The organism is Amycolatopsis sp. BJA-103, from assembly GCF_002849735.1.
GTDB lineage: Bacteria > Actinomycetota > Actinomycetes > Mycobacteriales > Pseudonocardiaceae > Amycolatopsis.
This window is the reverse complement of record NZ_CP017780.1, coordinates 3,876,613-3,901,502: the sequence shown is the minus strand read 5'-3', so window position 1 is coordinate 3,901,502 and position 24,890 is coordinate 3,876,613. Positions and strand designations below refer to the sequence as shown.

Below are 24,890 nucleotides of genomic sequence, written 5' to 3'. Positions count from 1 at the left end.
TACTTGTCTCCCTGATCTCCCGCCAGTAGCGTGCTGCACAAGTTGGCCGTTCGGCCGGAGAAGTCGAAGTGAGGAAGCCCGAATGTCAGTGATGACCGGGCGCGTTCTGCGCGCCTTCCTGCTCCCGGCGGTGCTGGGGCTGGGGGCGCTTTCGCTGGCTTCCGCCTCGGCCGCTCCCGCGCCGGCGCAGCAGGCCGAACCCGAACAGCCTCCGTCCGCCGCGCAAGCCGGACTGAAGTTCGGCTTCTACGTCGGCGACGAACAGCAGCCCACGACCAGCCGCGTCGCGAAACTCGGTTCGGACATCACGTTCCCGCAGGGCCGGTTCGACGGCATGATCCTCGGGTTCACCGACAAGTCGCCGATCTCCGGCAAGCTCGCCATCCCGTCGACGTCGAGCTATTTCGTCTCCTTCCGGTTCATGCCCGCCACCGGCACCGTCGAACTCGTCCCCGACGGCGACGCGACCGGCGTCGTCGACGTGGACACCGGCGCCACGGGTGACTGCAAGGAGGTCGGCACCGCGATCTGCGCGCACACCGATGTCACGTCGAAGGTGTTCATCAAGCTTTCCAACGTGAAAGTGGACGGCAAGGTCCTCGACGTCGGCCCGAACTGCCGGACGGCGCAGTCGGCCGTGGTGAACATCAAGGCGCTGGTGCCGCTCGCGTTCCCCGCCCCGCCGGTGAAGGTCACCAGCACCTTCGCCACGCCGGGATTCACCGGTTGCGGGGTCCGTGAGGATCTGAGCCCGTTGCTCACCGGTCTGGTGGCCGGACCGGGCAACACCCTGGTCACCAACCTCAAGCTGCGGTGTGTCGGCTCGGCGGGTCCCCCCAACGGATGCGGAGCCTGACGATGACCAATCCCGTCACCCTGCTCGCCCGCGCGCCGGAGAAGGCCGCCGCGGGACTGCGCGAATTCGGCCGCATGTGCGCCATGGGCCTCGACGTCATCCTCGCGATGTTCCGCCGCCCGGTGCAGGTCCGCGAGTTCGTCCAGCAGTTCTGGTTCATCGCCAGCGTGTCGATCACGCCGGCGATCCTCGTGTCGATCCCGTTCGGCGCGGTCATCTCACTGCAACTCGGCTCGCTCACCAGTCAGATCGGCGCGCAGCAGTTCAACGGCGCCGCGAGCGTGCTGGCCGTCGTGCAACAGGCCAGCCCGATCGTGACCACACTGATCATCGCGGGCGCCGGCGGTTCGGCGATCTGCGCGGATCTCGGCGCCCGCTCCATCCGCGAGGAGATCGACGCGATGGAGGTGCTCGGCGTCTCGCCGATCCACCGGCTGATCGTGCCGCGGGTGCAGGCGGCCATCGGGGTTTCGGTGCTGCTCAACGGTTTGGTCAGCGTCGTCGGCGTGCTCGGTGGCTACTTCTTCAACGTCATCGTGCAGGGCGGGACGCCCGGCGCGTACCTCGCGAGCTTCAACGCGCTGGCCCAGCTGCCCGACCTCGTGGTCAGCTCGATCAAGGCGTTCATCTTCGGGTTCCTCGCCGGTGTCGTCGCGTCCTACCGGGGGCTGAACCCCAGAGGCGGCCCCAAGGGCGTCGGTGACGTCGTCAACCAGTCGGTGGTGATCACGTTCCTGCTCCTGTTCTTCGTCAACACCATCCTGACCGCGCTGTACCTGCAACTCGTCCCGGCGAAGGGAACCTGATCCCGTGACCAGCGTCCCCGAACGGGCCAAGGAAGCCTTCAAACGCCCCGGCAACAGTCTTTTCGAGCTGGGCGACCAGTTGCTGTTCTACGTCCGCGCGCTGGCGGCGATCCCGATGGCCGTCACCCGCTATTTCCGCGAAGTGGTGCGCCTGCTCGCCGAGGTGACCTTCGGCAGCGGCGCCCTCGCGGTGATCGGCGGCACCGTCGGCGTGATGGTCGGCCTGTGCGTGTTCACCGGGATCACGGTGGGGCTGCAGGGTTTCAGCGCGCTGAACCAGATCAACATCTCCGCGATGACCGGCTTCCTCACCGCGTACTTCAACACCCGCGAGATCGCACCGCTCTCGGCGGGGCTCGCGTTGTCCGCGACGGTCGGCGCCGGATTCACCGCGCAACTGGGCGCCATGCGGATCTCCGAAGAGATCGACGCGCTCGAAGTGATGGCCGTGCGGAGCATGCCGTACCTCGTCACCACCCGGATCGTCGCGGGGTTCATCGCGATCATCCCGCTCTACGTGATCGGCCTGCTGATCTCGTACCTCGGTTCGCGGGTGACGACGGTCGTCTTCTTCGGACAGTCCGGCGGGACCTACGACCACTACTTCTCCCTGTTCTTACCGCCTGAAGACGTGTTGTGGTCGTTCGCCAAGGTGCTCGTGTTCAGCGTCGGCGTCATCCTCACGCACTGCTTCTACGGCTATCGCGCCGCGGGCGGCCCGGCGGGCGTCGGGGTCGCGGTCGGCCGCGCCGTGCGGACGTCGATCGTGCTGATCAGCGTGCTCGACCTGTTCCTCAGCCTGGCCATCTGGGGCGCCACCACGACGGTGAAGGTCTCCGGATGACCGCCCGGGCACGGACACAGGCCGCCGGGGTGATCTTCCTCGTCATCCTGGTGCTGCTCGGCTGGCTCGCCGTGGCCATCTTCAACAAGGACTTCGACCGCGCGGAACTGGTCACGCTCAAAACCGACCGGGTCGGCAACCAGCTGGCCCCGCCCGCCGAGGTCAAGGTCCGCGGCGTCCCGTTCGGCGAGGTCAGGGCGGTCCGCGGCAGCGCGGACGGGGTCGAGGTGGATCTCGCCATCGACCCGGCGAAGATCGATCAGCTGCCGCGCAACGTTTCGGCCCGGCTGCTGCCCAAGACGGTGTTCGGCGAGCGCTACGTCAATCTCGTGCTTCCGGACCGGCCCGAGGGCGGCTCGCTGCGCGACGGCGACGTCATCGGCCAGGACCGGTCGGCCAACGCGATCGAACTGGAACGCGTCCTCGGTGATCTGCTGCCCCTGCTGCGGGCGGTGCAGCCGCAGAAGCTCAACAGCTCGCTCGGCGCGATTTCGCTCGCGCTCGACAATCGCGGGAAATCCCTGGGGGACAGCATCGTCCAGCTCAACGATCTCCTCGGCCAGGTGAACCCGCTGATGCCGCAGTTCAAGGCGGACATCAGCAAGCTCGCCGACGTCGCCGACCTCTACACCGGCGCGGCGCCGGACATCCTCAAGGCGCTCTCGGATCTCTCCACGACCGCGAAGACCATTGTGGACACCCGCGCCGATCTCGACAAGCTGTACACCAGCGTCACCACCGCGAGCGGTGACCTGAACAAGTTCCTGGTGCAGAACAAGGACAACATCATCGGCGTCAGCGTGAAGAGCAGGCCGACACTGGAGCTGCTGTCCCGCTATTCGCCCGAGTTCCCGTGCCTGTTCGACGCGGTGAACCGGCTCAAGCCGGTGATGGAGAAGGCCTTGGGCAAGGGCACCGGCGAGCCCGGGCTGCACGTGACGTTGTCCGTCCACGATCCGCGCGACAAGTACGTGCCGGGCCGGGACGATCCGCGGTTCGACCAAAAGGGCGGCCCGCGGTGCTACGGCGGGGGTACGGCTTCGGCGACGGTGTCCTTCGCCGCCGATGGGGACCTCGGCCCGGCCAATTCGAAGGGGGAGCGGGGGCTGGTCGCCGAGATCCTGGCGCCGTCGCTCGGGATGAAACCGGCCGAGGTCCCGGACTGGAGCAGTGTGCTCGTGGGCCCGGCGTTGCGCGGAACGGAGGTGACCGTCCGATGAGGAGTATCGCGGGACCGGCGATCAAGGGCCTGATCTTCTTCGTGATCACCGTGGTGGCGACGGGGATTCTGGCCATCACCATCGCCAACTCCGGGGTCGGCACGACGGTCGGCTACACCGCCAGATTCACCGACGCGACTTCGGTCAACCCCGGGGACGAGGTCCGGATGTCCGGCGTCCGGATCGGGCAGGTGGACTCCATCGGAGTGGTCGAGCGGCGCTTGGCGGACGTGCGGTTCTCGATCGAGAGCAAGCGCCGTCTCACCGCGGGCGCCTCGGTCACCATCAGGTACCGCAACCTCGTCGGCCAGCGCTACCTCTCGATCGATCCCGGTCCGGACGGGCCGGCCGCGCTGACCGAGGGCGCGCTGATCCCGCCGGAGCGGACGACCCCGGCGCTGGACCTGACCGCGTTGTTCAACGGGTTCAAACCGCTGTTCCAGGCGTTGTCGCCGAACGACGTCAACCAGTTGTCGTTCGAGATCGTCCAAGTGCTGCAGGGGGAGGGGAGCACCATCGACAGCCTCCTGGAGCACACCGCGTCGCTCACGAACACGCTGGCGGGCAAGGACGAGGTGATCGGCCAGGTGGTCGGTAACCTCAACACGGTGCTCGACACGCTCAACTCCCAGGGCGACCAGTTCGACAAACTGGTCGACGTCACCGCGCAACTGGTCTCCGGGCTCGCGGCGGACGCGAAACCCATCGGTTCGGCGATCGGCGGGCTCGGCGAGCTCACCACGGCCACCGCGGACCTGCTCAAGGACGGCCGTGCGCCGTTGAAGGACAGCATCAACACCCTCGGCGACCTGTCGAAGAACCTCGCCGACAACACCCCGGTGTTCGAACAGTTCCTGACGAATCTCCCGAAGAAGCTGGACCGCATGGGCGCGATGGTCTCGTACGGCTCGTGGTTCAACTTCTACCTGTGCTCGGTCAAATCGGACGCGCCACCGGCCCCGGGCGGCCCGCCGGTCGGCATCCCGCTGACCCAGGGACGGTGCCGGTGAAAGCGCCCAGGATCAAACCCTTCCGCAGCCGCAATCCGATCGTGGTCGGCACCGTCACGGCCGTGCTGATGACCGTCGCCGGTTCGGCGGTGTTCTTCTCCGACGACCTCCCGCTGATCGGCGGCGGCACCACGTACGCGGCGGAGTTCACCGAAGCCGCCGGGCTCAAACGCAACGACGAGGTCCGGGTCGCCGGGGTGAAGGTCGGCGAGGTCACCGACGTCCTGCTGGACGGCGGCCGCGTCAAGGTCCTGTTCCGGGTCAAGGACACCTGGGTGGGCAACCGCACCACCGCCGCGATCAAGATCAAGACCCTGCTGGGACAGAAGAACCTGGTCATCGACCCGGTCGGCAACGCGGAACTGGACCCGGACGAGCCGATCCCCGTGCAGCGCACGAGTTCTCCCTACGACGTCACCACCGTGTTCAACGACCTCGCGAACACCGTGGGCGCGATCGACACCGATCAGCTCGCGAAGGCTTTCGGGACGTTGTCGGAAACGCTCGGCGCCTCCACACCCCAGGACGTCCGGACCGCCTTCGACGGCATCACCGCGCTGTCCAAGACACTCGCGTCCCGCGACGAAGAACTGGTGAAACTGTTCCAGAACACGAACAAGGTGTCCCAGACGCTCGGCGACCGGTCGCAGCAGATCGAGGCGCTGATCCGCGACGGCAACACCCTGCTGACGGAGCTGAACGCGCGCAAGGACGCGATCGCGAAGCTCTTCAGCGGGGTGAAGAACCTCTCGGTGCAGCTCAAGGGACTCGTCGCGGACAACCAGAAGACACTGGGCCCGGCACTCGAGCAGCTCGATCGCGTCGCCACCGTGCTGCAGCGCAACCAGGACAAGCTCGGTGAAAGCCTGCGGCTGGCCGGGCCGTTCTACCGGCTGCTCGGGAACGCGGTCGGCAACGGCCGCTGGATCGACACCTACATCTGCGGGCTCGTCCCGACCGGCAGTACGCCCGGCAGCTGCATGCCGTCGAGGAACGGGGGACGCTGATGGGGCGCCACTTCACGTTGTCCGATCTCGGGGCGCACGCCCGCCGCCGGGCCTGGGTGCGGCGGCTCGCGGTCGCCGTCGTCGCGGGGCTGGTGGTGACGGCGGCCTGGCCGCTGCTGACCCGGCAGGCCGACCGCGTGCTGACCGGGTACTTCACCGCGACCGTCGGGGTCTACCCGAACACCGAGGTCCGCGTGCTCGGGGTCCCGATCGGTTCGGTGACCAAGGTCGAGCCCCAGGGGACCACCGTCCAGGTGACCATGACCGTGCGGCCGGACGTCAAGCTGCCCGCCGGCGTCGGCGCCGTCGTGATCACGCCGAGCCTGGTCGCCGACCGGTACGTGCAGCTCACCCCGGTGTACACCGACGGCCCGGAGCTGGGCGGTGACGCCCGGATCCCGCCCGAACGCACCGTGACCCCGGTCGAGGTCGACGAACTCCTCGGCAGCCTCAACCAGCTGATGACCGCGCTGGGGCCGAAGGGCGCCAACCGGGACGGCGCGGTCAGTGACGTCCTGACCAAGGCCGCGACCTACCTCGACGGCAACGGCGGAAAACTCGGCGAGGCGATCAAGAACCTCGGCGAATTCGCCAGGACGGCGAGTGATTCCAAGGACGATTTGTTCAACTCCGTCGACAACATCAGCAAGTTCACCGCGATGCTCGCCTCGAACGACGACAGGGTGAAACAGGCGATCCAGCAGATCTCCTCGATCAGCAAGATCCTGGCCGATCAGCGGGACCAGTTCTCCGGCGCGATGACCGAACTCACCGAGGCGCTGAGCGTGGTGCAGGGCTTCATCAAGGACAACCGGGGCAAAGTGAAGTCCGATGTGGACAAACTCGCCGAGATCACCAAGGTGCTCAGCCAGCAGAAGGCGTCGCTGAGCGAGGCGCTCGACGCCGCGCCGAACGCGCTGGCGAACGTCCTCGGCGCGTACAACCAGGGCGCGGGAACGCTGGACGGCCGAGGGAACCTCACCGAATTCTCGGGGGCGAAATGAAGTCCCGGTTCAAATGCGCGGCCCTGCTGGCCCTCACGCTGGCCGCCACCGGCTGCAGCAGCGGCGGTGTCGACGTCTACGACATCCCGTTGCCGGGTGGCGCCGCGCTGGGCGAACACCCGATCCATGTGACGGCGAGTTTCAGCAACGTGCTGGATCTCGTGCCGCAGTCCGGGGTGAAGGTCAACGACGTCCCGGTCGGCCAGGTGCGGACGGTCGAACTGGCGCCGGACGGCCGCAGCGCGGTGGTCGGGCTGCTGCTCAACGGGGACGTGAACCTGCCTGCCAACGCGGTCGCGCGGCTGCGGCAGGCGAGCATCCTCGGCGAGAAGTTCGTCGAACTCGCGCCACCGGCCGACGGGACCCCGAGCGGGCGGCTCACCGACGGCGCGGTCATCCCGCTGGCCAGTTCGTCGCTGACCCCGGAGATCGAGGAGGTCTTCGGCGCGCTTTCCCTGCTGCTCAATGGTGGAGGCGTCGCGCAGGTGCAGAACATCACCCGCGAACTGAACGACGCGCTCGGCGGCAAGGAAAGCGCGGCCCGCAGCCTGCTGGCCAATTTGGACACCTTCGTGCGCGGACTCGACGAGCACAAGTCGGAGATCACGCGCGCCATCGAGAGTGTCAACAAGCTCGCGGCGACGCTGAACGCGAACACCGAGGAGATCAAGACGACGCTGAACGGGCTCACCCCGGGGATCGAGGTGCTGAACCAGCAGCGTCAGGCGCTCGTCGGGATGCTGAAGTCGTTGGACGGGCTCACTTCGGTCGCGGTCGACACGGTGAACCGCAGCAAGGACGACCTCGTCGCCGATCTCAAAGCGCTCGAACCGTTGCTGCGGAAGCTGGCCGACTCCGGGGACAAACTGCCGAAGGCGATGGAGATGATCTTCACCTTCCCGTTCCCCGACGCCGCGCTCGAGGCCATCCGCGGTGACTACCTGAACACGTTCCTGACCTTCAAGAACAGTGGTGGCCGCTGATGCTGACCAAGTTCGTCCGTGTCCAGCTGGTGGCCTTCGTGGTCATCGCGGTCCTCGGCGTCGCGTATGTCGGCGCGACGTACGCGGGGCTGGACAAGCTGGTGCTCGACCGCGGCTACACGGTCAAAGTGCGGCTCGCCACCGGTGGTGGCATCTTCAGCAACGCCGAGGTCACCTATCGGGGCGTGCCGATCGGCCGGGTCGGAGAACTGCGGCTGACCGCCTCCGGAATGGAAGTGGACCTGGAAATCGAGCCGGGCGGCCCGGAAGTCCCCGCGGACACGGAAGCCGTCGTCGCCAACCGGTCCGCCGTCGGCGAGCAGTACGTCGACCTGAGGCCGCGTCGCGGTGACGGTGCCGTGTTGCGGGACGGTTCGGTGATCAGCGAGGCGGACACGAAGATCCCGCTGCCGGTGGACGTCGTCCTGTCCAGTGTGGACTCCTTCGCCAACTCGGTGCCGAAACCCGCCCTGCGGACCGTGGTCGACGAGCTGTACAACGCGACGTCCGACGCGGGCCCGGCGCTGGACCAGCTCGTCGGGCGGGGGATCGAGTTCGTGAAGGAGGCGAGCGAGCACGTCGGCCCGCTGACCAGGTTCGTGACCGACGCGCAGACCGTGCTCGACACGCAGGTCTCACAGGCGGACGCGATCCGGTCGTTCGGCGCCAACGCGAAACTGCTCGCCGCGACGCTGAAGAGCTCCGACGGTGATCTGCGGCGGCTCATCCCGGCCGTTCCGGCGGCGGCGAACGAGATCAGCACGCTCCTGAGGGAGACCGGCCCGAGCCTCGGCATCCTGCTGGCGAACCTGCTGACCACCGCGGACGTGCTGGAAACGCGGCAGGACGGCCTCGAACAATTGCTGGTCACCACGCCGAAGGCGGTCGCCGCGGGCCACGCGATCATGGGCCCGGACGGCGCGCACGTCGGCCTGTCGCTGACGTTCTTCGATCCGCCGCCGTGCGTCACCGGCTACGGAACCGGCTACCGCGACGGTCTCGACACGTCGCCGCGACCGTTGAACACCGCGGCGCGCTGTGCGCTGCCGAAGGGCAACCCGACGAACGTGCGCGGCTCGCAGAACGTGCCGGGAAGGTGAAGACGATGACTCGACTCGCGGTTCTGCTAGCGGTGGTGGCCACCGCGTTCGCCGCCTGGTTCGGCTACTCCTGGTGGGACGCGAGCCGGGACGACGGCGTCGCGCGGGCCACCGTCCGCGAAGAGGCGTTGCAGGTGGGCAGGCAGGCTGTCGCCGCACTGACCACTTTGGACTATCGACAGGCCGAACAGGGCTACCAGAACTGGCTGAACCTGTCCGGCGGCGCGCTGCACGACGAGCTCGCGCGGGACCGGGAAGGCGGGCTGGGCCGGATCGGCCAGGCGAAGACCGTCACCACCGGCCGGGTCGTCGACGCCGCGGTGACCGAAGTGGACAGCGGTGGCGGGACCGCCGAGGTGATCGCCTCGGTCGAGCTCGAAGTCCGCCCCGACGGCGGGGAGGCCGTCACCAAACACAACCGGTTCCGTGCCGGCCTGAACCGGACACCGGACGGATGGCGCGTCACGTCGCTCGGCCAGGTGCCGGTGACCGACACCGGAAAGCCCTGACGGAGGACGGAATGACCACGAAACGAGCCGTCAAACCGGTGCGGCGCACCGTGAAGGTCGCCGGGAAGATGGGCGGGAGCGCGCGGGTCCTCGAAGCCCCCGAAACTCCCGACTCTGTGGTCCCCGAGGAGCCCCCGGTCATCGTCGCTCCTGTGCGGCGGCGGGGTGTTTTGGTGTTCGGCGCGGTCGCGCTGGTGATGGCGGGCCTCGCGGGGTGGTTCGCGATCGAAGCGCGGGACGCGACGGCGGTCCTCACGCACAACACCGCGCTGACCGACGTCGCCACGACCGCCGAGGTGAGCGACCAGGTCGGCAAGGCGCTCGGCACGGTGTTCTCCTACCGCTACGACGATCCCGCCAAGAGCGAAAAGGCCGCGAAAGAGGTCCTGACCGGGCCCGCGCTGGGGCAGTACGACCAGCTGTTCGCGCAGGTCCGTGGGCTGGCGACGGAGCAGAAACTCGTCGTGACCTCGACGCCGGTGGTCTCGGGCGTCAAGGTTCTCGACGGGGACCGGGCGTCGCTGCTGGTGTTCCTGGACCAGACCGGCGTGCGGGGGGATGGGCAGCGGAGCTCCGGTGCGGCTCAGCTGAGCGTGACCGCTGAACGCTCCGACGGCCGCTGGCGAGTCACCGCTCTCGCCGCCGCCTGACCCTCCCACGCAACTAGTCGACTACTTGCGCTGCCGGTCCGTGAAGGCCTCCTTCCCTACTCTCAAGGTAGGGAAGGAGGCCTTCACGGCATTGGGTTGCCTTGTGAAGGGGACTTGCGGCCGACGGCGATCCGCGTGAGCCTCAGGAAGGCGCAGCTCGCAGGGCCAGGATCATCTCGAACCGCCGCTCAGGATCCCGCAGCCCGTCCGAGAACAGCGCCTCCAGCTCTTGAGCGCGCGACCGCACCGTCTGCGGATGCACCGCGAGCCGTTCCGCCACCTCGCGGACGTTCCCGCAGGTCTCGAGCCACGCCAGCAGCGTCCCGGCCAGCCTCGAATGCTGCTTCCCGGTCAACCCGGCCAGCGGACCGAGCCGCTCCCGGACCAGCTCGGCGGCCAGGAACGGTTCCTTGAGCAGCCACAGGCGCGAAAGATGGTCGACACACCACGTCACGGGTTCGTCGGCGAGCGCGCCGGACTCGACGAGCCGCAGGGCCTCGCGTGCGGCCCGCAAGGAACGTGCCGCGAAGGCGGGTGGGACGGCCGGGCCGATCGCGGCCCGGCAACCGGCCAGGTCTTCGGTGAAGCGTTCCCGTTCGTCCGGTTCCGGAGCGGGGAGCAACAGACAAGGAGAGGGACTCTCGAAGTCGGCCAACCCGGTCAACGCGGCTACGGGGGCTTCGTCGGTCAGCTGGTCGAGGGCGACGGCGACGAGTAGGTCCGGCAGCTGCCATCGGGCCAGGTCGGCGGCGTGTTTGACGACGTCAGGCGGTGACGGGGGCTCGGCGAGCAGGAGCTCCATCAGCCGGTGCCGTCGGCGCTCCAGTGCGCCCGCGGCCTTCTCGCGCGCTTCCGCGTGGCCCTCGACGGACAGTGCCGACAGCTCGTCGATGTAGGCGAAGATGGCTTCGGCGAGCAGGCACAGCGTCGCGGAAGGGACGCCGGCGCGGCGGCCGGCCTCGGCCACCCGGCGCCAGGTCACCCTGGCCCCGACCCGGTACGCGGCCTGGAGGACGTCGACGTTGCGGCCCTGGTGGAACTCCTGGACGCCCAGGCTCAGGAACACGCTCCGCCGGTCTTCCGACGGGGCTTCCGGGTTCCCGATCCGCTCCACGAACTGCAGGAACGCCATCTGGACGCCGGTTTTGAGCGCCTTCCCGAACGCGCCGTCCAGCGGCCGCGCGTAGTCGGGGATGGTCCGCTGGATCTCGCGGACCACCTCTCCGGCCACGTCGGCCAGCACCGGCCGGAACACGGTCGACAGCTCTCTCGGCAGCAAAGCCCAGAGCTGGACGGCACGCCCGCTCGACCCATCGGGCCGAGCGGGCGTGAGAAGCGGGCCGTACGTCGCCTCGATCCCGCTGCGGGCATCCTGCGGTCGGGTCACCTCGTCACCTCGTTGTGAGTGGGAAACGCTGGTCAGTCCTCGGCGAGCAAGGCCTCCGCGCGCAGGGCGATCTCCATGTCGAGCCGGTCGTCGGCGTTGTTCAACCGGTCGCCGAAGAGATCGATGAGCTGGTGCATGCGGTATCGGACGGTCTGGGGGTGGACCTTGAGTTTTTTCGCGATCTCCGGGGCACTGCCCCGGGACTGCAGCCAGATCAGCAACGTCTCCCCGAGCCGCGCCCGCTGTTTGGGGGTGAGGTCGTTGAACGGGGCGAGGCTGCGGGTGCACAGCTCACGGACCAGGAACTCGTCGGCGAGCAGCCACAGGGTGGACAGGTGATCGCTGTACCGGGTGACCGGTTTGTCCGGCAGGACCCCGCGCTGGACCAGCCGCAGGGTGCGTCGGGCCCACAGCAGGGAGCGCGGTGCTTCGGTGAGCCGCACGGCCGGGCCGATCACCGCCCGCCAGCCGGGAAGCCGTTCGGCGAGGTCCTTCAGGTGCTTGTCGGGGTCGCCGGTGACCAGGCAGGGCTTGGGACCCTCGAAATCGACCAGTACGTCGGAGTCCAGGTCGGCGCTGTCGGGGTCCAGCGGGCCGAGCCGTCGTTCCAGCGCGACGACCGTGACCTCGGCAGGCATCGCCCATTGGGCGTTGGCGGCGTGGGACGCGATCGACTGCGGTGAGGACGGCGGATCGGAGAGCATCAGTTCGAGCAGCCTGCGCCGGCGTCTCGCCCTGGTGCCCGCTGCCCGCTCCTGTGCGGCGGTGTAGCCCTCGATGGACAGCGCGGAAATCTCGTCCACGTAGGCGAAGATCGCCTCCGCCGCGGTGCACAGGAGATCGGCGTCCGCTCCGATCGCCTGCCCGAATTCCGAGACGTGCCGCCAGGCGACGCGACCGCCGACGCGGTAGGCCGTCTGCAGGCAGTCGAGGCTGCGGCCCTCCTTGAACTCGACCTTTCCGAGGTTGCGGAACACCGCCGACCACTTGTCGAGCGACGTCGTCCCCTGTCCGATGGTATCGAGGCAGTGCAGGATCGCCTGCCGGATACCCTGCGTGATGATCTGTCCGAACGCGCCTTCCAGCGGCTGCGCGTACTCGGGGACGGCTCGTTGCACCTCCTGAAGGATGGCTCGCGCCAAGGGGTCGGCTCGCGGCCGGAACCGCTCGCCGAGATCCCTCGGCAGTGACGCCCACAGTCCATTCGCACCGGTGCTGCGCACAGGTCGGTTCTCCACTGGGGTTCTCGGTGCCGGCGTGAAGGCGCGCGGTCGCTGGACCGGACCCGGTGGCTGGCGGTGCGGGGTGGCGGGGTTACGCACGTCGGGGTCAGGCCGTGCGGTCCGCAGATCGTGCCGCGAGAACCCGGTATCCAAGTCGGTCATGTTTTTTATCCTTGCTGGCAACAAAATCAGCCTCTTCAACGGTGAAGCCGATCCAGATTTTGTGGCTCACGCAACATAAAATCCGGCCGAGAGGACTGTCAACGGCTGGCGGGGCCTTGATCGGCCACCTGGATGGACTACACCCGAACGGGTGGTCCGATCCGGCGGCGGGTGACACTTAGGCGGGCCTGAGATGAGGCCCGGGTGACAACTTTTCCGGGGCCTTTTCGAGCGCCTCCGCCGCCTCGCTGGCGCGGATGAGCACCTCGACGACCTCGTCCAGGCTCAACCGGGCGGGTGCGGTCTCGGCGAGGAAGCGTTCGAGCTCGCCGCCGAACCGGGCCGGATCGGCCACATGTGGAAAGTGTTTCGCATTTTCGAACACCGTCAAGCGGCTATCCGGCAGCAGTTCGCTGGTCTTCCGGCCGTGGCCGACCGGGATGAGCGGATCGTGCGCGCCCCAGACGACCAGCGTGGGCACCTCCCGGGCGAGGTAGAGCTTGTCGACGGCGCTCGCGCGCTGGCCGCGGAGGTCGATCAGGCTGCGCGCGATGAACAGGAACGCCCGCCGCCTGCCCGGATCGGCCAGCGACGAGAGGTGGCGTGTCAGCTCCCTGGTCTCGGGGGAGAGCTTCCCGCCGAGCCTGCGGCAGGCGGCGGCGATCCCGCGGGCGATCGCGACGGTGACCGGGTTGACGGCGGCCGACAGCGTCGCCTTGGCCCCCGGCAGCGCAGTCGCGCGCAGGACCGGGGTCACCTGCGGGCCGAGCCCGGCGCTGCCGACGAGCACCAGCCGGGCGCACATCTCGGGGAACTGGTACGCGAACTGCATCGCGATCCCGCCGCCGAGGGAGTGCCCGGCGATGGTCGCGTGGCGGTTGCCGGTGAGCGCGAGGACGTCACGGACCACGCTGGCCATCGCGCCGAGGCCGTAGTCGGCCCGTGGCGAGCCCGAATCACCGTGTCCCGGAAGGTCGGGGACGAGAACGCGGCGGTCGAACCCGGTCCGCTCGAAGTGGTCGAGCAACGGCACCCAGGTCTCACCGCTGCCGGAGATCCCGTGCAGCAGCACGAGCGGTTCACCTGCGATGTCCTTTGTGGACGGCAGGTATTCCCGCAAGCGGATTTCCTGCCCGTGCAGGGTCAGTGTGCGCGTTTGAAGGGCCATGTCCCGCCTTTCCGTTGTCAGGCGTCAAAATAACGGGTAGAACGGCTGGTGCGTCAGCGTGTCGCCGGACACGTCCGGTAATGACGACCCGGATGACAAGAATTCCGGCGCGCACCCCGAGCCGGATGCTAAAACCGTGACGGCGAGGCCGTTTCGCATCGACAATCTCCCACCGTCCCGGTATTCAGGAAAGCGTCGGTAAACACCCGTCACCACGGGGAGAAGAAACGATGGCCTGCCGGGCGGACTTCCACATCGATCAGCCGAGGGCGAACCGTGCCCGCCGGGGCCTGCGCTGGGTGCTCCCCACCGTGCGGCCACCGGAACGGCGGGTCCGGCGCGTCAGCTCCCTGGTTCCCCTTCGTCGGGGCGGAGGGCCCGCATAAGCCGCTGCGCGCGCAGCGCGAGTTGCATGCCCAGCCGGTCGTCCGCGTCCTTGAGACGGTCGCCGAACAGGTCTTCCAGCTGCCGAAGGCGGTTCCGCACGGTCTGTGGGTGCACTCCCAGCCGTTGCGCGATATCCGGTGCCCCACCGCGGGTTTCCAGCCATGCCAGCAGAGTTTCGCTGAGCCGCTCCTGTTGCTTCTCGCTCAGCGAGTTGAACGGGTCGAGGCTCTGCTTGGCGAGCTCGGCCCCGAGGAAGTCCTCGGCGAGCAGCCACAGCGTGGCGAGGTGATCCCGGCACCAGACGATCGGCCCGGGGGCGTCTTCGCTGGTCAGCAGTAGTGCGCGGCGAGCGGTGCGGAGGGCGGCGGGGGAGTCGGTGAGCGGTACGACCGGGGAGACCGCCGCGCGCCAGCCGTCCATCCCGTCCTTCAGCGGCGCGAGATCGGTGTCGGGATCGGCGGTGAGCAGATACGGCTCGGTGCTGTCGAGGTCGTGCAGCACGGTGTCGTCCAGGAGATGGGCGGGGAAGCCGGGGGCACCCGGGGTGCGCTGGAGCGCGACCATGGCCGCGGTCTCCGGAACCCGCCATCCGGCGCCTTTGGCCAGGCTCGCGATGCTGCACGCGGACCCTTCCGGGGCCTGCGAGATCAGTTCGAGCAGGCGGCGGCGCCGGAGCGGGATCGCGCCCGCCGCCTTGGCTTCCGCCTCCTGGTAGCCCTCGATCGTCGTGGCGCACAGTTCGTCGACGTAGACGAAGACCGACTCCGCCGCGAGCGCGATGACGTCGGGGCCGACGCGGAGTCCGCGCACGATGGGCCGCATCGCGCGCCAGGCCGCCCGTGCGCCGACCGTCGCGCTGTCGTGCAACGGTTCCAGGCCGCGGCCCTCCGCGAACTCGGTCCGTCCGCGCAGGCGGTAGAACTCGATCCAGCGGTCGTGGGGGACGTCCGGGTCGCCGATGCAGTCGACGTAGTGCTGCACCGCCCGCTCGCAGGAGACGACCAGGACCCGGCCGAAGACGCCGCGCAACGGCAGCGAATACGCGCTGACCGACCGCTGCACCTGCTTGATCATGGCCGCTGCGGCGTGACCGACATACGGACGCAGTTCTTCGCCGAGCGAACGCGGCAACGTCGCCAGCATGCCGAAACTGCGGTACTCGACCACGAAGACCACCCTTTGATTTTCTTCGAACCGGGGACGGGAACATGAATCCCTTTGCACAACCGCGTCGGATCGACGGACCGGGTGCCGGGAGTGTTTCTACTGGATCGGCCGACGGCGTGTACCACGAATGTGACGTTGAATTGGCGACGGAAAGTCGCGGCACGCCGCGCCGGTGACACGGATGGGCGTTTCGGCGTGGCGGCTTTTGACACGGATGTGGCGCCGGTTCTACGCTCCGTGCATTCGAGTGCGCCGGTGGCGCGCGGACGAAAGGGAATTGGTGCCCGTAATCGTCGGCCTACTTCACAGCGGGAGAACGCACACGTGAGCTGGCAGCCCGTTGGTTCGTTGTGGGCACGCCTGCCGAGGGAACTCGGTGACGCCGTCCGGCCGCGGATCCCGGCGATCGCCCGGTACTGCGTCGAAGGCGTGATGTCCGAAATCGCCGAATGCGCCGAGGTCTTCAGCGACAGCGACGCCCGTGCCGCGGCCGTCGAGCTGACCCGGCGCAGCATCGAACGCGCCATCGACCGGGTCGGCGTCCCCGAACTGCTGCAGAACGACCTGCTGGCGGACTTCCGCGCCCAGGGCAGGATCGCGTTCCATCAAGGACTCAGCCGCGAGGCCGCGCAGGCCGCGTTCAGGGTCTCGAGCCGGGTGCTGTGGCGTTCGATCGCCGCGGCGGGCCGTCAGCTCCAGCTTTCGGGCGACGTGCTCTACGGCGCGGCCGAATGCCTGTTCGGCGACGTCGTCGAGGTGACGATGGCGCTGACCGAGGGCTACAACGCCGCGCAGGCCGAGGCGACCGGGCCCGCGGAGCAGCGGGCCAGGTTGTTCCGGCTGCTGACCGGCGGCGCGGGATACACCCAGGCCGACGCCGGCGCGCTCGCCGTCGCGATCGGCTGGCGCATCCCGCAGCGGATCACCGCCGTCGTCTTCAGCGCGGCTCCCGGGGCGCCCGCGTTCCCTTCAGGACTGTTGCCCTCGGGGGTGCCCGCGGATCTCGTCTCCGACGCGCCCGGCGCGCTGGTGGCGTGTCCCGAAGCCGACCTCGACGGCCTGCGGGAACTGCCTTCCGGCTGGTCGGCGACGGTCGGTGTGTCCGTCCCGACGGCACAGGCCGCCGAGTCGTTCCGGATCGCGCGCCGCGCGTCCGAACTGGCCCAGCGGGGGATGATCACCACGGTCGGCCCGGTGCTGTGGTGCGAGGAGCACATCACCACGCTGTTGCTGCTCGCTGACGAGTTCCTGCTGGATCAGCTGGCTGTCGAGGCGCTGGAACCGTTGTCGGGACTGGCGCCGCGGCAGCACGACGAGCTGGCGGCGACCCTGCTCACGCAGGTGCAGACGCGGGGGAGCGCGCCCGAGATCGCCCGGCAGCTCGCCGTGCACCCGCAGACGGTCCGGGCCCGCCTGCGGCGGCTCACGGAGTTGTTCGGCGAACGGCTGGACGATCCGGATCAGCGGCTGCGGATCGAACTCGCGCTGCGCGCGGAACGACTGAGGCCCGCCGACGTCTGATTCCGTAGGCACTGACGGGCTCCCGCCACCGGGAACACCCAGCGGCGGTAGCCCCACCAGCGGAACGCCGAACCCGCCGCGGTGCCCAGCAGCATCCCGCTGACGAAGTCGGCGATCTCCTGTGCCAGGAAACTGACCTCGGGGACCTCGAAACGCAGGACGTAACGCGAGATCAGGGGCGGGCACAGGTTGATCGTCACGGCGATCGCGTTGACGGCGAAGAACAGCGCCGCTTCGTGCAGCCTGCGCCTGCCGCCGCGGGTGTGGAACGCCCAGCGGCGGGAAAGCAGGTACGCGAAGGCCGTCGCCACGACGGTCGCGATGGCCAGTGCCGTGACCGGTTTGGCTTGCAGGACGGTGAGTTTCAGCCCGTAGTTGGTCCCGAGGGTGAGGCCGAACGCGGCGAGGCCGACGGTGGCGAACCGGAGCAGCTCACGCCGCTTGCCGGTCCGCGCACCGCCGTGCGCCGCGTCGTCCACAAAGGACGCTGGGGCGGTTCTGAGCACCGCGGGCTCAGCAGTTCGACGTCGCCGGGGTGCCCGCGACCCGGTCCTTGAGGAAGGCGAGCACGTCGGCGTTGCCGGTGTAGACCGCCGTGATGTGATCGGTCTCGAAGGTCTTCCAGGTCGTCTTGACCCCGGCGGCGCAGTAGGCCTTGTGCAGCGCGTCGGCCTGGGCGAACTGCACGAGCTGGTCCTGTGTCGCGTGGTAAAGGAACACCGGGACCTTGGGGGGTGTGCCGCCGAGCTTGTTCTCGTTGAGCCGCTTCACCCATTCCGGCCGTACGTAACCGGCGCTGGTCGTGTAGTCGGCGATCCTCTGGTTCGCGTAGGTGGTGAGCAGCTCGAACGTGCACGCGCTCTTCTGCATCTCCGCCAGTTTCACGCGGCCGTTGTCGCTGAGGAAGGAGTCCAGCTTCAGCTCGGGGTACGCCTTGTCCAGGCCGAGGAGGGCGTAGGCGAAGACGCCGAAGCCCTGCTTCCCGTCGAGTTGCAGCGTGACCTGGACGAGGTCGGCGGGCACACCGCCCGCCGCGACGCCGACGAGGTTCAGCTCCGGGGCGTACGAGGGCTGCAGTTCGCCCGCCCAGGCGGCCGCCCCGCCACCCTGCGAGTACCCGCGGAAGAGCACCTTGGCATCGGTGGACAGCTTGGCTTCCGGCAGGCGTTGCGCGGCGCGGACCGCGTCGATCACCGCGGGGCCTTCCGAACGCCCGACCACGTACGTCGTCTTCGGGTCCTGGCGGTAGCCCTCGTAATCGGTCAGCGCGACGGCGTATCCGGCGTCGAGCGCGTCGTCGAGACCCGACTGCTCGTAGAACGCGCCGATGTCGACCATCTTCGACGGCGCGCAGTCGAACGCCGGACCCTGCGTACCGGCGGCGAACGAGACGATCGGCGCCTTCGCCGGGTCGGCGTTCTTCGGCACCAGCACCGTCCCGGTCACCGCGTCCGGCCGCCCGAGGGCGTCCGTCGACAGGTACATCACCTGCCACGCGTTGACGGAATCCTTACGCGGTCCGGCTTTCGAGACACGTGAGCGGATGATGTCACCCGGTTTGCCCGCCGGGAGCGGGGACGGCGGGGTGTAGAACGAGTCGTCGGACGCCGTGGGGGCGGCGGAATTCGCCGGGCTCCCGCTCAGCACGGTCAGCAGACCGGCGGACAGGACGATCGCCAGCACGGCGGCGAGTGTCCGGCGGGACGGGCGGGGGAACGAGATCGGCACGGCCGGGCCTCCAGAGTGCGGGACGGGTTCAGACGTTGCCGTAGACCTGGCGGCAGGTCGGGGATTCGGCGAAGGCGAGGTTCAGTTCCGGGTTGGCGCGCAGGTGCTTGATCGGGCCTTCCGGCTCGCTCAGCCCGCTCATCGTGGTGTCGGCTTCGGCGACCACCTTCTGCAGGCTCGCCTGGTCGGTGACCGTCGCGCCCTGCATCTTCGTGAGCGTGGCGGCCACCTTCGTCTTGGTCTCGCCGAGAGTGGTGGTGGCCTTGTCCACAGCGGACTGTCCATCCGGGACCGGCGGCACACCGGCGTTCCGGATCCCGCCCGCCATGTCGTCGAGGGCGGCGGAGAGCGAGTTCAGGAAGCCCACCATCGCGGTCTTCGTCACCTGCGGATTGGCGGGATCGAACGCGGGCGGCTGGGACAGCTTCGCCGAGCCCGTCGCGACTCCGGAGCACACCTTGTCCACCCAGGCGAGCGCGGCGGGGTCGGCGTGCCGCCCGGTGTCGGCGGGCTCGTCGGACCCGCAGGCGGTCAGCAGGACCGCCGCGGCGGTCGCTGAGACGGTGGCGAACGCGATTCGCGCTGCCGTGCGGCGCATTCTTTTCATGGTTTCCCCGTCGAATTCGGCGAAAAAGGGCCGGCCGTGGCACGAGGGGCGGGAATCCGCGGTGGTCGGCGGTGACCGGCTTGCTGAACCGCGAGGTTACTCACGAAGGATTCCGTCAGGCAAGCGAGGCGGGGCCGGGAAAAGGTGATTGGCATGCGCGAGATAGTTTCGCGCCGCGTGATTGTCACCCGCGTCAGCGGTTTCGAATCCGGTCTCAAGTGGCTCTGTACTGGGGAAACCCATGTGCCGCTACTAGGAACCGGGTGGGTGCACCGTGCCAGGGTGACAATTTACCGGCGGCGCGTCAACTTTTCCGGAGAAGCCCTTGATAGCGGTGCGGGGGCGTCGTTAGTTTACTGTTCGGTTGCGATCCGTCAGACATCGTCGCTACCCGGAGAATTCTCTCGGGCCGATATTTCAGTGCTCTGGGGAATTGTACGCCGTTTCGTATCATCGTTGATACCACGGAAGGACGATCGTGAGTCACCGTAGAGGAACAAAGAAGGCGGTCGCCGCCGCCGCTGCCGGTGCCGTGGGGCTTGCCACCGCGGTACTCGTGGTCGGGGCACAGTCCAGTGTCGCCGATCCCATCTCGCTGCCGCTCAACTACCACTGCAACCTGCCGCTCGTGGGGTCGCAGTCGTTGAAGGTGGTGATCAACACCGATCTTCCGCTGTCGGTCAAGACCGGTCAGCCGACCGGCACGTTCGACATCAAGGCCGTCTCCACGATCAACGCGGACACGGTCAGCGGGCTCAACCTGATCGGTGCGACCACGCTGGACGGCCAGGCCATCGCGGCGGCGAACGTCGCGGCGCCCGGGCTCAACCTGCCGGTCAAGGTGCCCAACGACATCGCCAAGCAGAACATCCCCACCTTGGGCGAGATGACGATCAACGCGGCGGGCAAGACCCCCTCGCTGACCTTCAACCAGCCCGGCGAGGCGAAGATCACCGTGGGTGACCTGCAGCTGAAGGTCACCCCGCGCAAGGCCGACGGTTCGGTCACCGGCATCACGCCGGACGGCACGATCGACGCGCCGTGCACGCAGGATCCGGGCCAGAACAACACCCTGGCGACGATCAAGATCGGTGACGGTGGCGGCACCACCACGCCCACCACCCCCACCACGCCGACCACACCCACGACCCCCACGACGCCGACCACGCCCACGACCCCGCCCACTACGACCACCACCCCCGGTGGCGGCGGGATCAAGTACGCGTTCGGCATCAAGGGTCAGACCGCGCTGAAGTCGCTCGGCAGCACCGCGCCGATCAACGGCGGCTTCGACGCGGACGTCGACCTGGCTTCGAAGACCTTCACCGGCGATCTGAAGCTCGACCCGTCGTCCACCCAGTTCAAGCTGTTCGGGTTCGTCGACGGTCGTTCGGAGATCAAGGTCGAGCAGGTCGGCAAGCAGACCGGTGAGCTCATCGGCACCGGTTTCAAGGCGAACATCAAGTTCAACGTGTTCCTGCCGAGCGTGCAGGTCTTCGGGATTCCCATCAGCAGTGACCCGAAGTGCGGCACGGTCAGCCCGTCCACCAGCGTGATGACCACCGGTCCGGACTTCGACCTGCTCAAGGGCGGGAAGCTGTCGGGTACCTACTCGCTGTCGGCGCTGCAGAACTGCGGTCAGTTGAACGACTTCATCAGTGCGTTCGCCAAGAGCGACGGCAACACGCTCGATCTGAACCTCACCAAGAAGTAGCCAGGCAAGCCGGTCCCCGTCGCGATCCGCGGCGGGGACCGGTGCCGTCTCAGGCCGTCCAGGAAGGCGACCATGCCCCTTCGCATCAATGTCCGGATGCTGCTCGCGGCGGGCCTCATCGTCCTGCTCACCGCCGGCTGCCTGCTCTTCGTCGCCGTCCGCAGCGCGGCGGCCGGCACCCCCGTGGACAAGAAACTGTCGTTCACCTGCCCGTTCCCGCTGATCGGGCTGCAGAAGCTCGACGTGAACATCAAGGCCGACTTCGAGGTCCCGACCGCTCCCGGCGGCACGCTCAGCACCTCAGGGCTGACGATCACCGTGAACGTGCCGGACAAGGCGACGCGCGGGCTCAACCTCGTCGGCGCCGCCACCATCGAAGGCACCGCGGCGGCGGGCGTCACGCTGGTCAACGGCGACGCGAACCCCTTCCCGGTGCGCATCCCGCTGAACGTCGCCAAGACCGACCTGCCGCCGTCCGGCACCTTCAGCACGGTGGCGACGGGCTCCGTGCCGACGGTGACGCTCGCGAAGCCGGGCAAGACGACCTTGACGGTCGGCGACTTCACCACCCGCCTGACCCCGAAGAAGGCCGACGGCTCGTTCACCGGGATCGGTTCGTTCACCTCGGACTGCACGCTCGACCCCGGCCAGGACCCCGTCCTGCTCTCCTTCGACCTCGGTGACAAGCCGGCGGGACGTCAGTACACGGTCGCCGGCAAGACCGGCGTCAAGGCGCTCGGTGCCACCGCGCCGCTGTCCGGCGGGTTCGACCTGAGCGCCACTTCGGCCACGGTCTTCACCGGCGGCCCGGCGTTCGACAAGGCACACGCCGACTTCCGGCTGTTCGGCTTCCTGCCGGGCGCGGCCGATCTGGAGTTCGTCGCGGACGGACCGCAGGGCGGCGACTTCGCCGGGACCGGTTTCGTCGCGCGGCCCCGGTTCACCACCGTCCTCCCGCTCGTCACGCTCATCGGCATGCCGGTCAGCAGCGGGCCGGGGTGCCGGACGTCGGCCCCGTCGACCGCGGAACTGCGCACCGGGGACGGCTTCACCATGGCGGGCGGCGGCGCCCTCATCGGCACCTACTCGCTGGCGCCGCTCACCGGCTGCGGCGCGTTCACCCAGTACTTGAGCTCGTTCGTCCAGGGCGACGGCAACACGTTCGATCTCGTGCTCACGCCGCGCAAGTCCTGACTTCCTGGCGGCCGTGTCGCGAAAGCCACTTTCGGGACATGAGACGTCGCGAAAGTGGCTTTCGCGACACCCCGGGAGGCTGGTGTGGCCTACTCACGACCACCTGTACCGACGCATCACCGGTCACGCCAAGCACTCCGATCAGCTCACTCGCCCACTCCAGTTGGTGATGCTCCCAATGTCGCATCTGAGACGCTCAGCGACTCAAATGCGACATTGGGAGCATCAACCATCCTTACGAGGCACGGGACCTCTGTTCTCACCACCATCGCACTAGTCGGGCCGGACGCGGGCCCGGTTCCCGGCGGCGGTAATCTGCCTGGCGACACCTCACGGGACACCTGTTCCACCACCAAGGAACCACTGGTGAATCCCTGGGAGTGCCAAGAATGACGATTTCCGCGCCGGAGGCAGCCGTCCGCACGGTGGAGCTGACCGTGTCGGGGATGACCTGCGCCGCCTGTTCGGCACGGGTCGAACGCACCCTGAACAAACTGGACGGTGTCCGCGCGTCGGTGAACTACGCGACCGAGCGCGCGACCGTTCAGGTGCCGGGCACGCTGGCCGACGAAGTGCTCATCGAGCGGGTCCGCAAATCCGGCTACACGGCCGAGATCCGCGGGGAAGAGGATCCGGACACCGGCTTCGCGCGGGTCCGTGATCTCCGCCGCCGTCTGGTCGTCGCCGCTCTGCTGGCGATCCCGCTGGGGAACCTCTCGATCACCCTCGCCCTGGTGCCGCGCCTGCGGTTCCCCGGCTGGGAGCTGCTGTGCCTCGTCTTGGCCGTTCCGGTGGTGTTCTGGTCCGCGCTGCCGTTCCACCGCGCCACGCTGCGGAATCTCCGGCATCGTTCGTCCAGTATGGACACTCTGGTGTCGCTGGGCGTGCTCTCGTCGTTCGCGTGGTCGGCTTGGTCCGCCTTCGCGGGCGGCGCCGAACCCGGGTACTGGATCGGCTTCGGCCCGACCGCGGCCGGAGCGGACGCGATCTACCTCGACGTCGCCGCCGGGGTGACCACCTTCCTGCTGGCGGGCCGGTACTTCGAAAGCCGGTCCCGGCGCGGCGCCGCCGGGCTCCTGGCGGCGCTGGACGCCTTGGCCGCCAAGGACGTCCGGGTGCTGCGGGACGGAACCGAGCGGATGGTCCCGATCGGGGAACTCGCCACCGGGGACCTGTTCGTGGTGAAGCCGGGGGAGTCGATCGCCGCCGACGGTGTCGTCGACAGTGGACTGTCCACTGTGGATGTCAGCGCGGTGACCGGCGAGCCGGTGCCCGCGGAGGTCGGCGCGGGCGACCGGGTCATCGGCGCTTCGGTGAACCGGGACGGCAGGCTGGTCGTCCGCGCGACCGCGGTCGGCGCGCACACCCAGCTGGCCCAGATGACGGCGCTGGCGGAGCGCGCGCAGGCCCGCAAGGCCGCCGTGCAACGCCTGGTCGACCGGATCTGTTCGGTGTTCGTCCCCGTCGTACTCGGCGTGGCCGTGCTGACGCTCGCGGTGTGGCTGTTCAGCGGCGCGCCCGCTCGCGACGGTTTCGAGGCGGCCGTCGCCGTCCTCATCATCGCTTGCCCGTGCGCGCTCGGGCTGGCCACGCCGACCGCGCTCATGGCGGGGGTCGGCAGGGGTGCCCAGCTGGGCATTCTCATCAAGGGGCCCGACGCGCTCGAGGCGAGCCGCACGGTCGACACCGTGGTGCTGGACAAGACCGGCACGGTGACCACCGGGAAGATGACGGTGACCGGATGCCGCCCCGCCTACGGATTCGTCGCCGCGGAGGTCCTGCGGTTCGCCGGGGCCGTCGAGGCCGGTTCCGAACACGCGATCGCGGCCGCCGTCGTGACCGCGGCCAGGGCCGAGCTGCCGGAACTGCCCGAGGTCGAGGACTTCGCCGCGCTGCCGGGACTCGGCGCGCGCGGCGTGGTCGACGGTCACGAGGTCCTCGTCGGCAACCTCCGCCTGCTGACCGGTCGGCAGGTCGCGGTCCCGGCCGACGTCGTCGACGCGTTGGCGGAGGCCGAGCACGAAGGCGCGACGGTGATCCTGGCCGCGATCGACGGCCGGGTCGCCGGGCATCTGGTGGTCCGGGACGTCGTGAAGCCGTCGGCGAGGGCCGCGGTCGACGCCCTGCACGCGCTCGGCCTGCGGACCGTGCTGCTGACCGGCGACAACGAAGCCGCCGCCCGCGTGGTCGCGGACGAGGTCGGCATCTCCGACGTGCGGGCCGGTGTGCTGCCCGCCGAGAAAGCCGAGGTCATCGATGAACTGCGGGCCGGGGGAGCACGGGTCGCGATGGTCGGCGACGGGATCAACGACGGCCCGGCGCTGGCCACCGCGGATCTCGGCATGGCGATGGCGCGGGGCAGTGACATCGCGATCCGGTCGGCCGACGTCGTGCTGGTCCGCGAAGACCTGCGCGTGGTCCCCGACGCCATCCGGCTCGCGGATCGGACCCTGCGCATCATCCGGGGGAACCTGGCCTGGGCGTTCGGCTACAACGTGGCCGCGATCCCGCTGGCCGCGCTGGGACTGCTGAACCCGCTGATCGCCGGGGCGGCGATGTCGCTGTCGTCCGTGCTGGTCGTCTCCAACAGCCTTCGTCTCAAGGATTTCGGCCGGGCGGACCGACGGGCTGCGTGACACTTCC

General features: G+C 68.8%; 23 protein-coding genes. 15 read left to right on the top strand and 8 right to left on the bottom strand.

All coding sequences use genetic code 11. The features are described from left to right. Window positions 1-82: 82 nt before the first annotated feature. From BKN51_RS16890 to BKN51_RS16840, 11 genes are read left to right on the top strand one after another with little or no spacing between them, the layout of a single operon-like run. A complete protein-coding gene (locus BKN51_RS16890) occupies window positions 83-856 on the top strand; it encodes a hypothetical protein (protein ID WP_101608569.1) in 774 nt (257 codons plus the stop codon). A gap of 2 nt (window positions 857-858) precedes the next feature. Next, window positions 859-1,662, top strand: coding sequence for an MlaE family ABC transporter permease (locus BKN51_RS16885; protein WP_101608568.1), 804 nt, complete (start codon window positions 859-861; stop codon window positions 1,660-1,662). Window positions 1,663-1,666: 4 nt separating this feature from the next. Then, window positions 1,667-2,506: an MlaE family ABC transporter permease gene (locus tag BKN51_RS16880; protein WP_101608567.1), complete on the top strand. Its 840-nt coding sequence runs from the start codon at window positions 1,667-1,669 to the stop codon at window positions 2,504-2,506. Continuing rightward, window positions 2,503-3,726: an MCE family protein gene (locus BKN51_RS16875; RefSeq protein ID WP_101608566.1), complete on the top strand. Its 1,224-nt coding sequence runs from the start codon at window positions 2,503-2,505 to the stop codon at window positions 3,724-3,726. The genes BKN51_RS16880 and BKN51_RS16875 overlap by 4 nt, the downstream gene beginning before the upstream one ends. Beyond that, window positions 3,723-4,736: an MCE family protein gene (locus BKN51_RS16870; RefSeq protein WP_101608565.1), complete on the top strand. Its 1,014-nt coding sequence runs from the start codon at window positions 3,723-3,725 to the stop codon at window positions 4,734-4,736. Before BKN51_RS16875 ends, BKN51_RS16870 begins: the two co-directional genes overlap by 4 nt. Next, window positions 4,733-5,743 (top strand): MCE family protein, encoded by a 1,011-nt coding sequence (locus BKN51_RS16865; protein ID WP_233223120.1) that lies wholly within the window; start codon window positions 4,733-4,735, stop codon window positions 5,741-5,743. Before BKN51_RS16870 ends, BKN51_RS16865 begins: the two co-directional genes overlap by 4 nt. Then, window positions 5,743-6,747 carry an MCE family protein gene (locus BKN51_RS16860; RefSeq protein ID WP_101608564.1) on the top strand — a complete coding sequence of 335 codons (1,005 nt, stop codon included), beginning with the start codon at window positions 5,743-5,745 and terminating at the stop codon, window positions 6,745-6,747. The genes BKN51_RS16865 and BKN51_RS16860 overlap by 1 nt, the downstream gene beginning before the upstream one ends. Then, window positions 6,744-7,730 (top strand): MCE family protein, encoded by a 987-nt coding sequence (locus tag BKN51_RS16855; RefSeq protein ID WP_101608563.1) that lies wholly within the window; start codon window positions 6,744-6,746, stop codon window positions 7,728-7,730. Before BKN51_RS16860 ends, BKN51_RS16855 begins: the two co-directional genes overlap by 4 nt. Then, window positions 7,730-8,830 carry an MCE family protein gene (locus BKN51_RS16850; RefSeq protein WP_101608562.1) on the top strand — a complete coding sequence of 367 codons (1,101 nt, stop codon included), beginning with the start codon at window positions 7,730-7,732 and terminating at the stop codon, window positions 8,828-8,830. The genes BKN51_RS16855 and BKN51_RS16850 overlap by 1 nt, the downstream gene beginning before the upstream one ends. A 5-nt stretch (window positions 8,831-8,835) precedes the next feature. Then, on the top strand, window positions 8,836-9,339 hold the full coding sequence (locus BKN51_RS16845) for a hypothetical protein (protein WP_101613261.1): 504 nt from the start codon (window positions 8,836-8,838) through the stop codon (window positions 9,337-9,339). A gap of 11 nt (window positions 9,340-9,350) precedes the next feature. Continuing rightward, entirely contained in the window at window positions 9,351-9,989 is a 639-nt protein-coding gene (locus BKN51_RS16840) for a hypothetical protein (RefSeq protein WP_101608561.1), read from the top strand. Window positions 9,990-10,131: 142 nt separating this feature from the next. Here BKN51_RS16840 and BKN51_RS16835 read toward each other — a convergent pair whose 3' ends face one another. The 5 genes from BKN51_RS16835 to BKN51_RS16820 all read right to left on the bottom strand — a co-directional run bounded on the left by BKN51_RS16835 (window position 10,132) and on the right by BKN51_RS16820 (window position 15,492). Further along, complete coding sequence (locus tag BKN51_RS16835; protein WP_101608560.1) at window positions 10,132-11,376, bottom strand: PucR family transcriptional regulator; 1,245 nt, start codon at window positions 11,374-11,376, stop codon at window positions 10,132-10,134. 32 nt (window positions 11,377-11,408) lie between these two features. Continuing rightward, window positions 11,409-12,599, bottom strand: coding sequence for a helix-turn-helix domain-containing protein (locus tag BKN51_RS16830; protein ID WP_168214339.1), 1,191 nt, complete (start codon window positions 12,597-12,599; stop codon window positions 11,409-11,411). A gap of 106 nt (window positions 12,600-12,705) precedes the next feature. Then, a complete protein-coding gene (locus BKN51_RS44680; RefSeq protein WP_255414878.1) occupies window positions 12,706-12,831 on the bottom strand; it encodes a hypothetical protein in 126 nt (41 codons plus the stop codon). A gap of 108 nt (window positions 12,832-12,939) precedes the next feature. Further along, on the bottom strand, window positions 12,940-13,929 hold the full coding sequence (locus tag BKN51_RS16825) for an alpha/beta fold hydrolase (RefSeq protein ID WP_101608558.1): 990 nt from the start codon (window positions 13,927-13,929) through the stop codon (window positions 12,940-12,942). Between the two features lie 342 nt (window positions 13,930-14,271). Further along, entirely contained in the window at window positions 14,272-15,492 is a 1,221-nt protein-coding gene (locus BKN51_RS16820; protein ID WP_101608557.1) for a helix-turn-helix domain-containing protein, read from the bottom strand. Window positions 15,493-15,807: 315 nt separating this feature from the next. Here BKN51_RS16820 and BKN51_RS16815 point away from each other — a divergent pair, with 315 nt between their 5' ends. Further along, window positions 15,808-17,004: a PucR family transcriptional regulator gene (locus BKN51_RS16815; protein ID WP_101608556.1), complete on the top strand. Its 1,197-nt coding sequence runs from the start codon at window positions 15,808-15,810 to the stop codon at window positions 17,002-17,004. On the opposite strand, the gene BKN51_RS16810 is transcribed toward BKN51_RS16815, so the two are convergent. From BKN51_RS16810 to BKN51_RS16800, 3 genes are read right to left on the bottom strand one after another with little or no spacing between them, the layout of a single operon-like run. Next, the gene (locus tag BKN51_RS16810) at window positions 16,944-17,510 is read right to left on the bottom strand and encodes a GtrA family protein (RefSeq protein ID WP_233223121.1); all 567 of its coding nucleotides are present in this window, start codon (window positions 17,508-17,510) and stop codon (window positions 16,944-16,946) included. The two genes, BKN51_RS16815 and BKN51_RS16810, sit on opposite strands and share 61 nt — an antisense overlap. A gap of 7 nt (window positions 17,511-17,517) precedes the next feature. After that, window positions 17,518-18,732, bottom strand: a complete 1,215-nt coding sequence (locus BKN51_RS16805) for a lipase family protein (protein ID WP_101608555.1) — start codon at window positions 18,730-18,732, stop codon at window positions 17,518-17,520. A 28-nt stretch (window positions 18,733-18,760) separates the two neighbouring features. Next, window positions 18,761-19,330, bottom strand: coding sequence for a hypothetical protein (locus BKN51_RS16800; protein WP_101608554.1), 570 nt, complete (start codon window positions 19,328-19,330; stop codon window positions 18,761-18,763). Between the two features lie 487 nt (window positions 19,331-19,817). Here BKN51_RS16800 and BKN51_RS16795 point away from each other — a divergent pair, with 487 nt between their 5' ends. From BKN51_RS16795 to BKN51_RS16785, 3 genes are all read left to right on the top strand, one after another. After that, window positions 19,818-21,053: a DUF6801 domain-containing protein gene (locus BKN51_RS16795; RefSeq protein WP_101608553.1), complete on the top strand. Its 1,236-nt coding sequence runs from the start codon at window positions 19,818-19,820 to the stop codon at window positions 21,051-21,053. Between the two features lie 72 nt (window positions 21,054-21,125). Next, window positions 21,126-22,247, top strand: a complete 1,122-nt coding sequence (locus BKN51_RS16790; RefSeq protein ID WP_101608552.1) for a DUF6801 domain-containing protein — start codon at window positions 21,126-21,128, stop codon at window positions 22,245-22,247. Between the two features lie 389 nt (window positions 22,248-22,636). After that, window positions 22,637-24,883, top strand: coding sequence for a heavy metal translocating P-type ATPase (locus BKN51_RS16785; protein WP_101608551.1), 2,247 nt, complete (start codon window positions 22,637-22,639; stop codon window positions 24,881-24,883). Window positions 24,884-24,890: the final 7 nt, after the last annotated feature.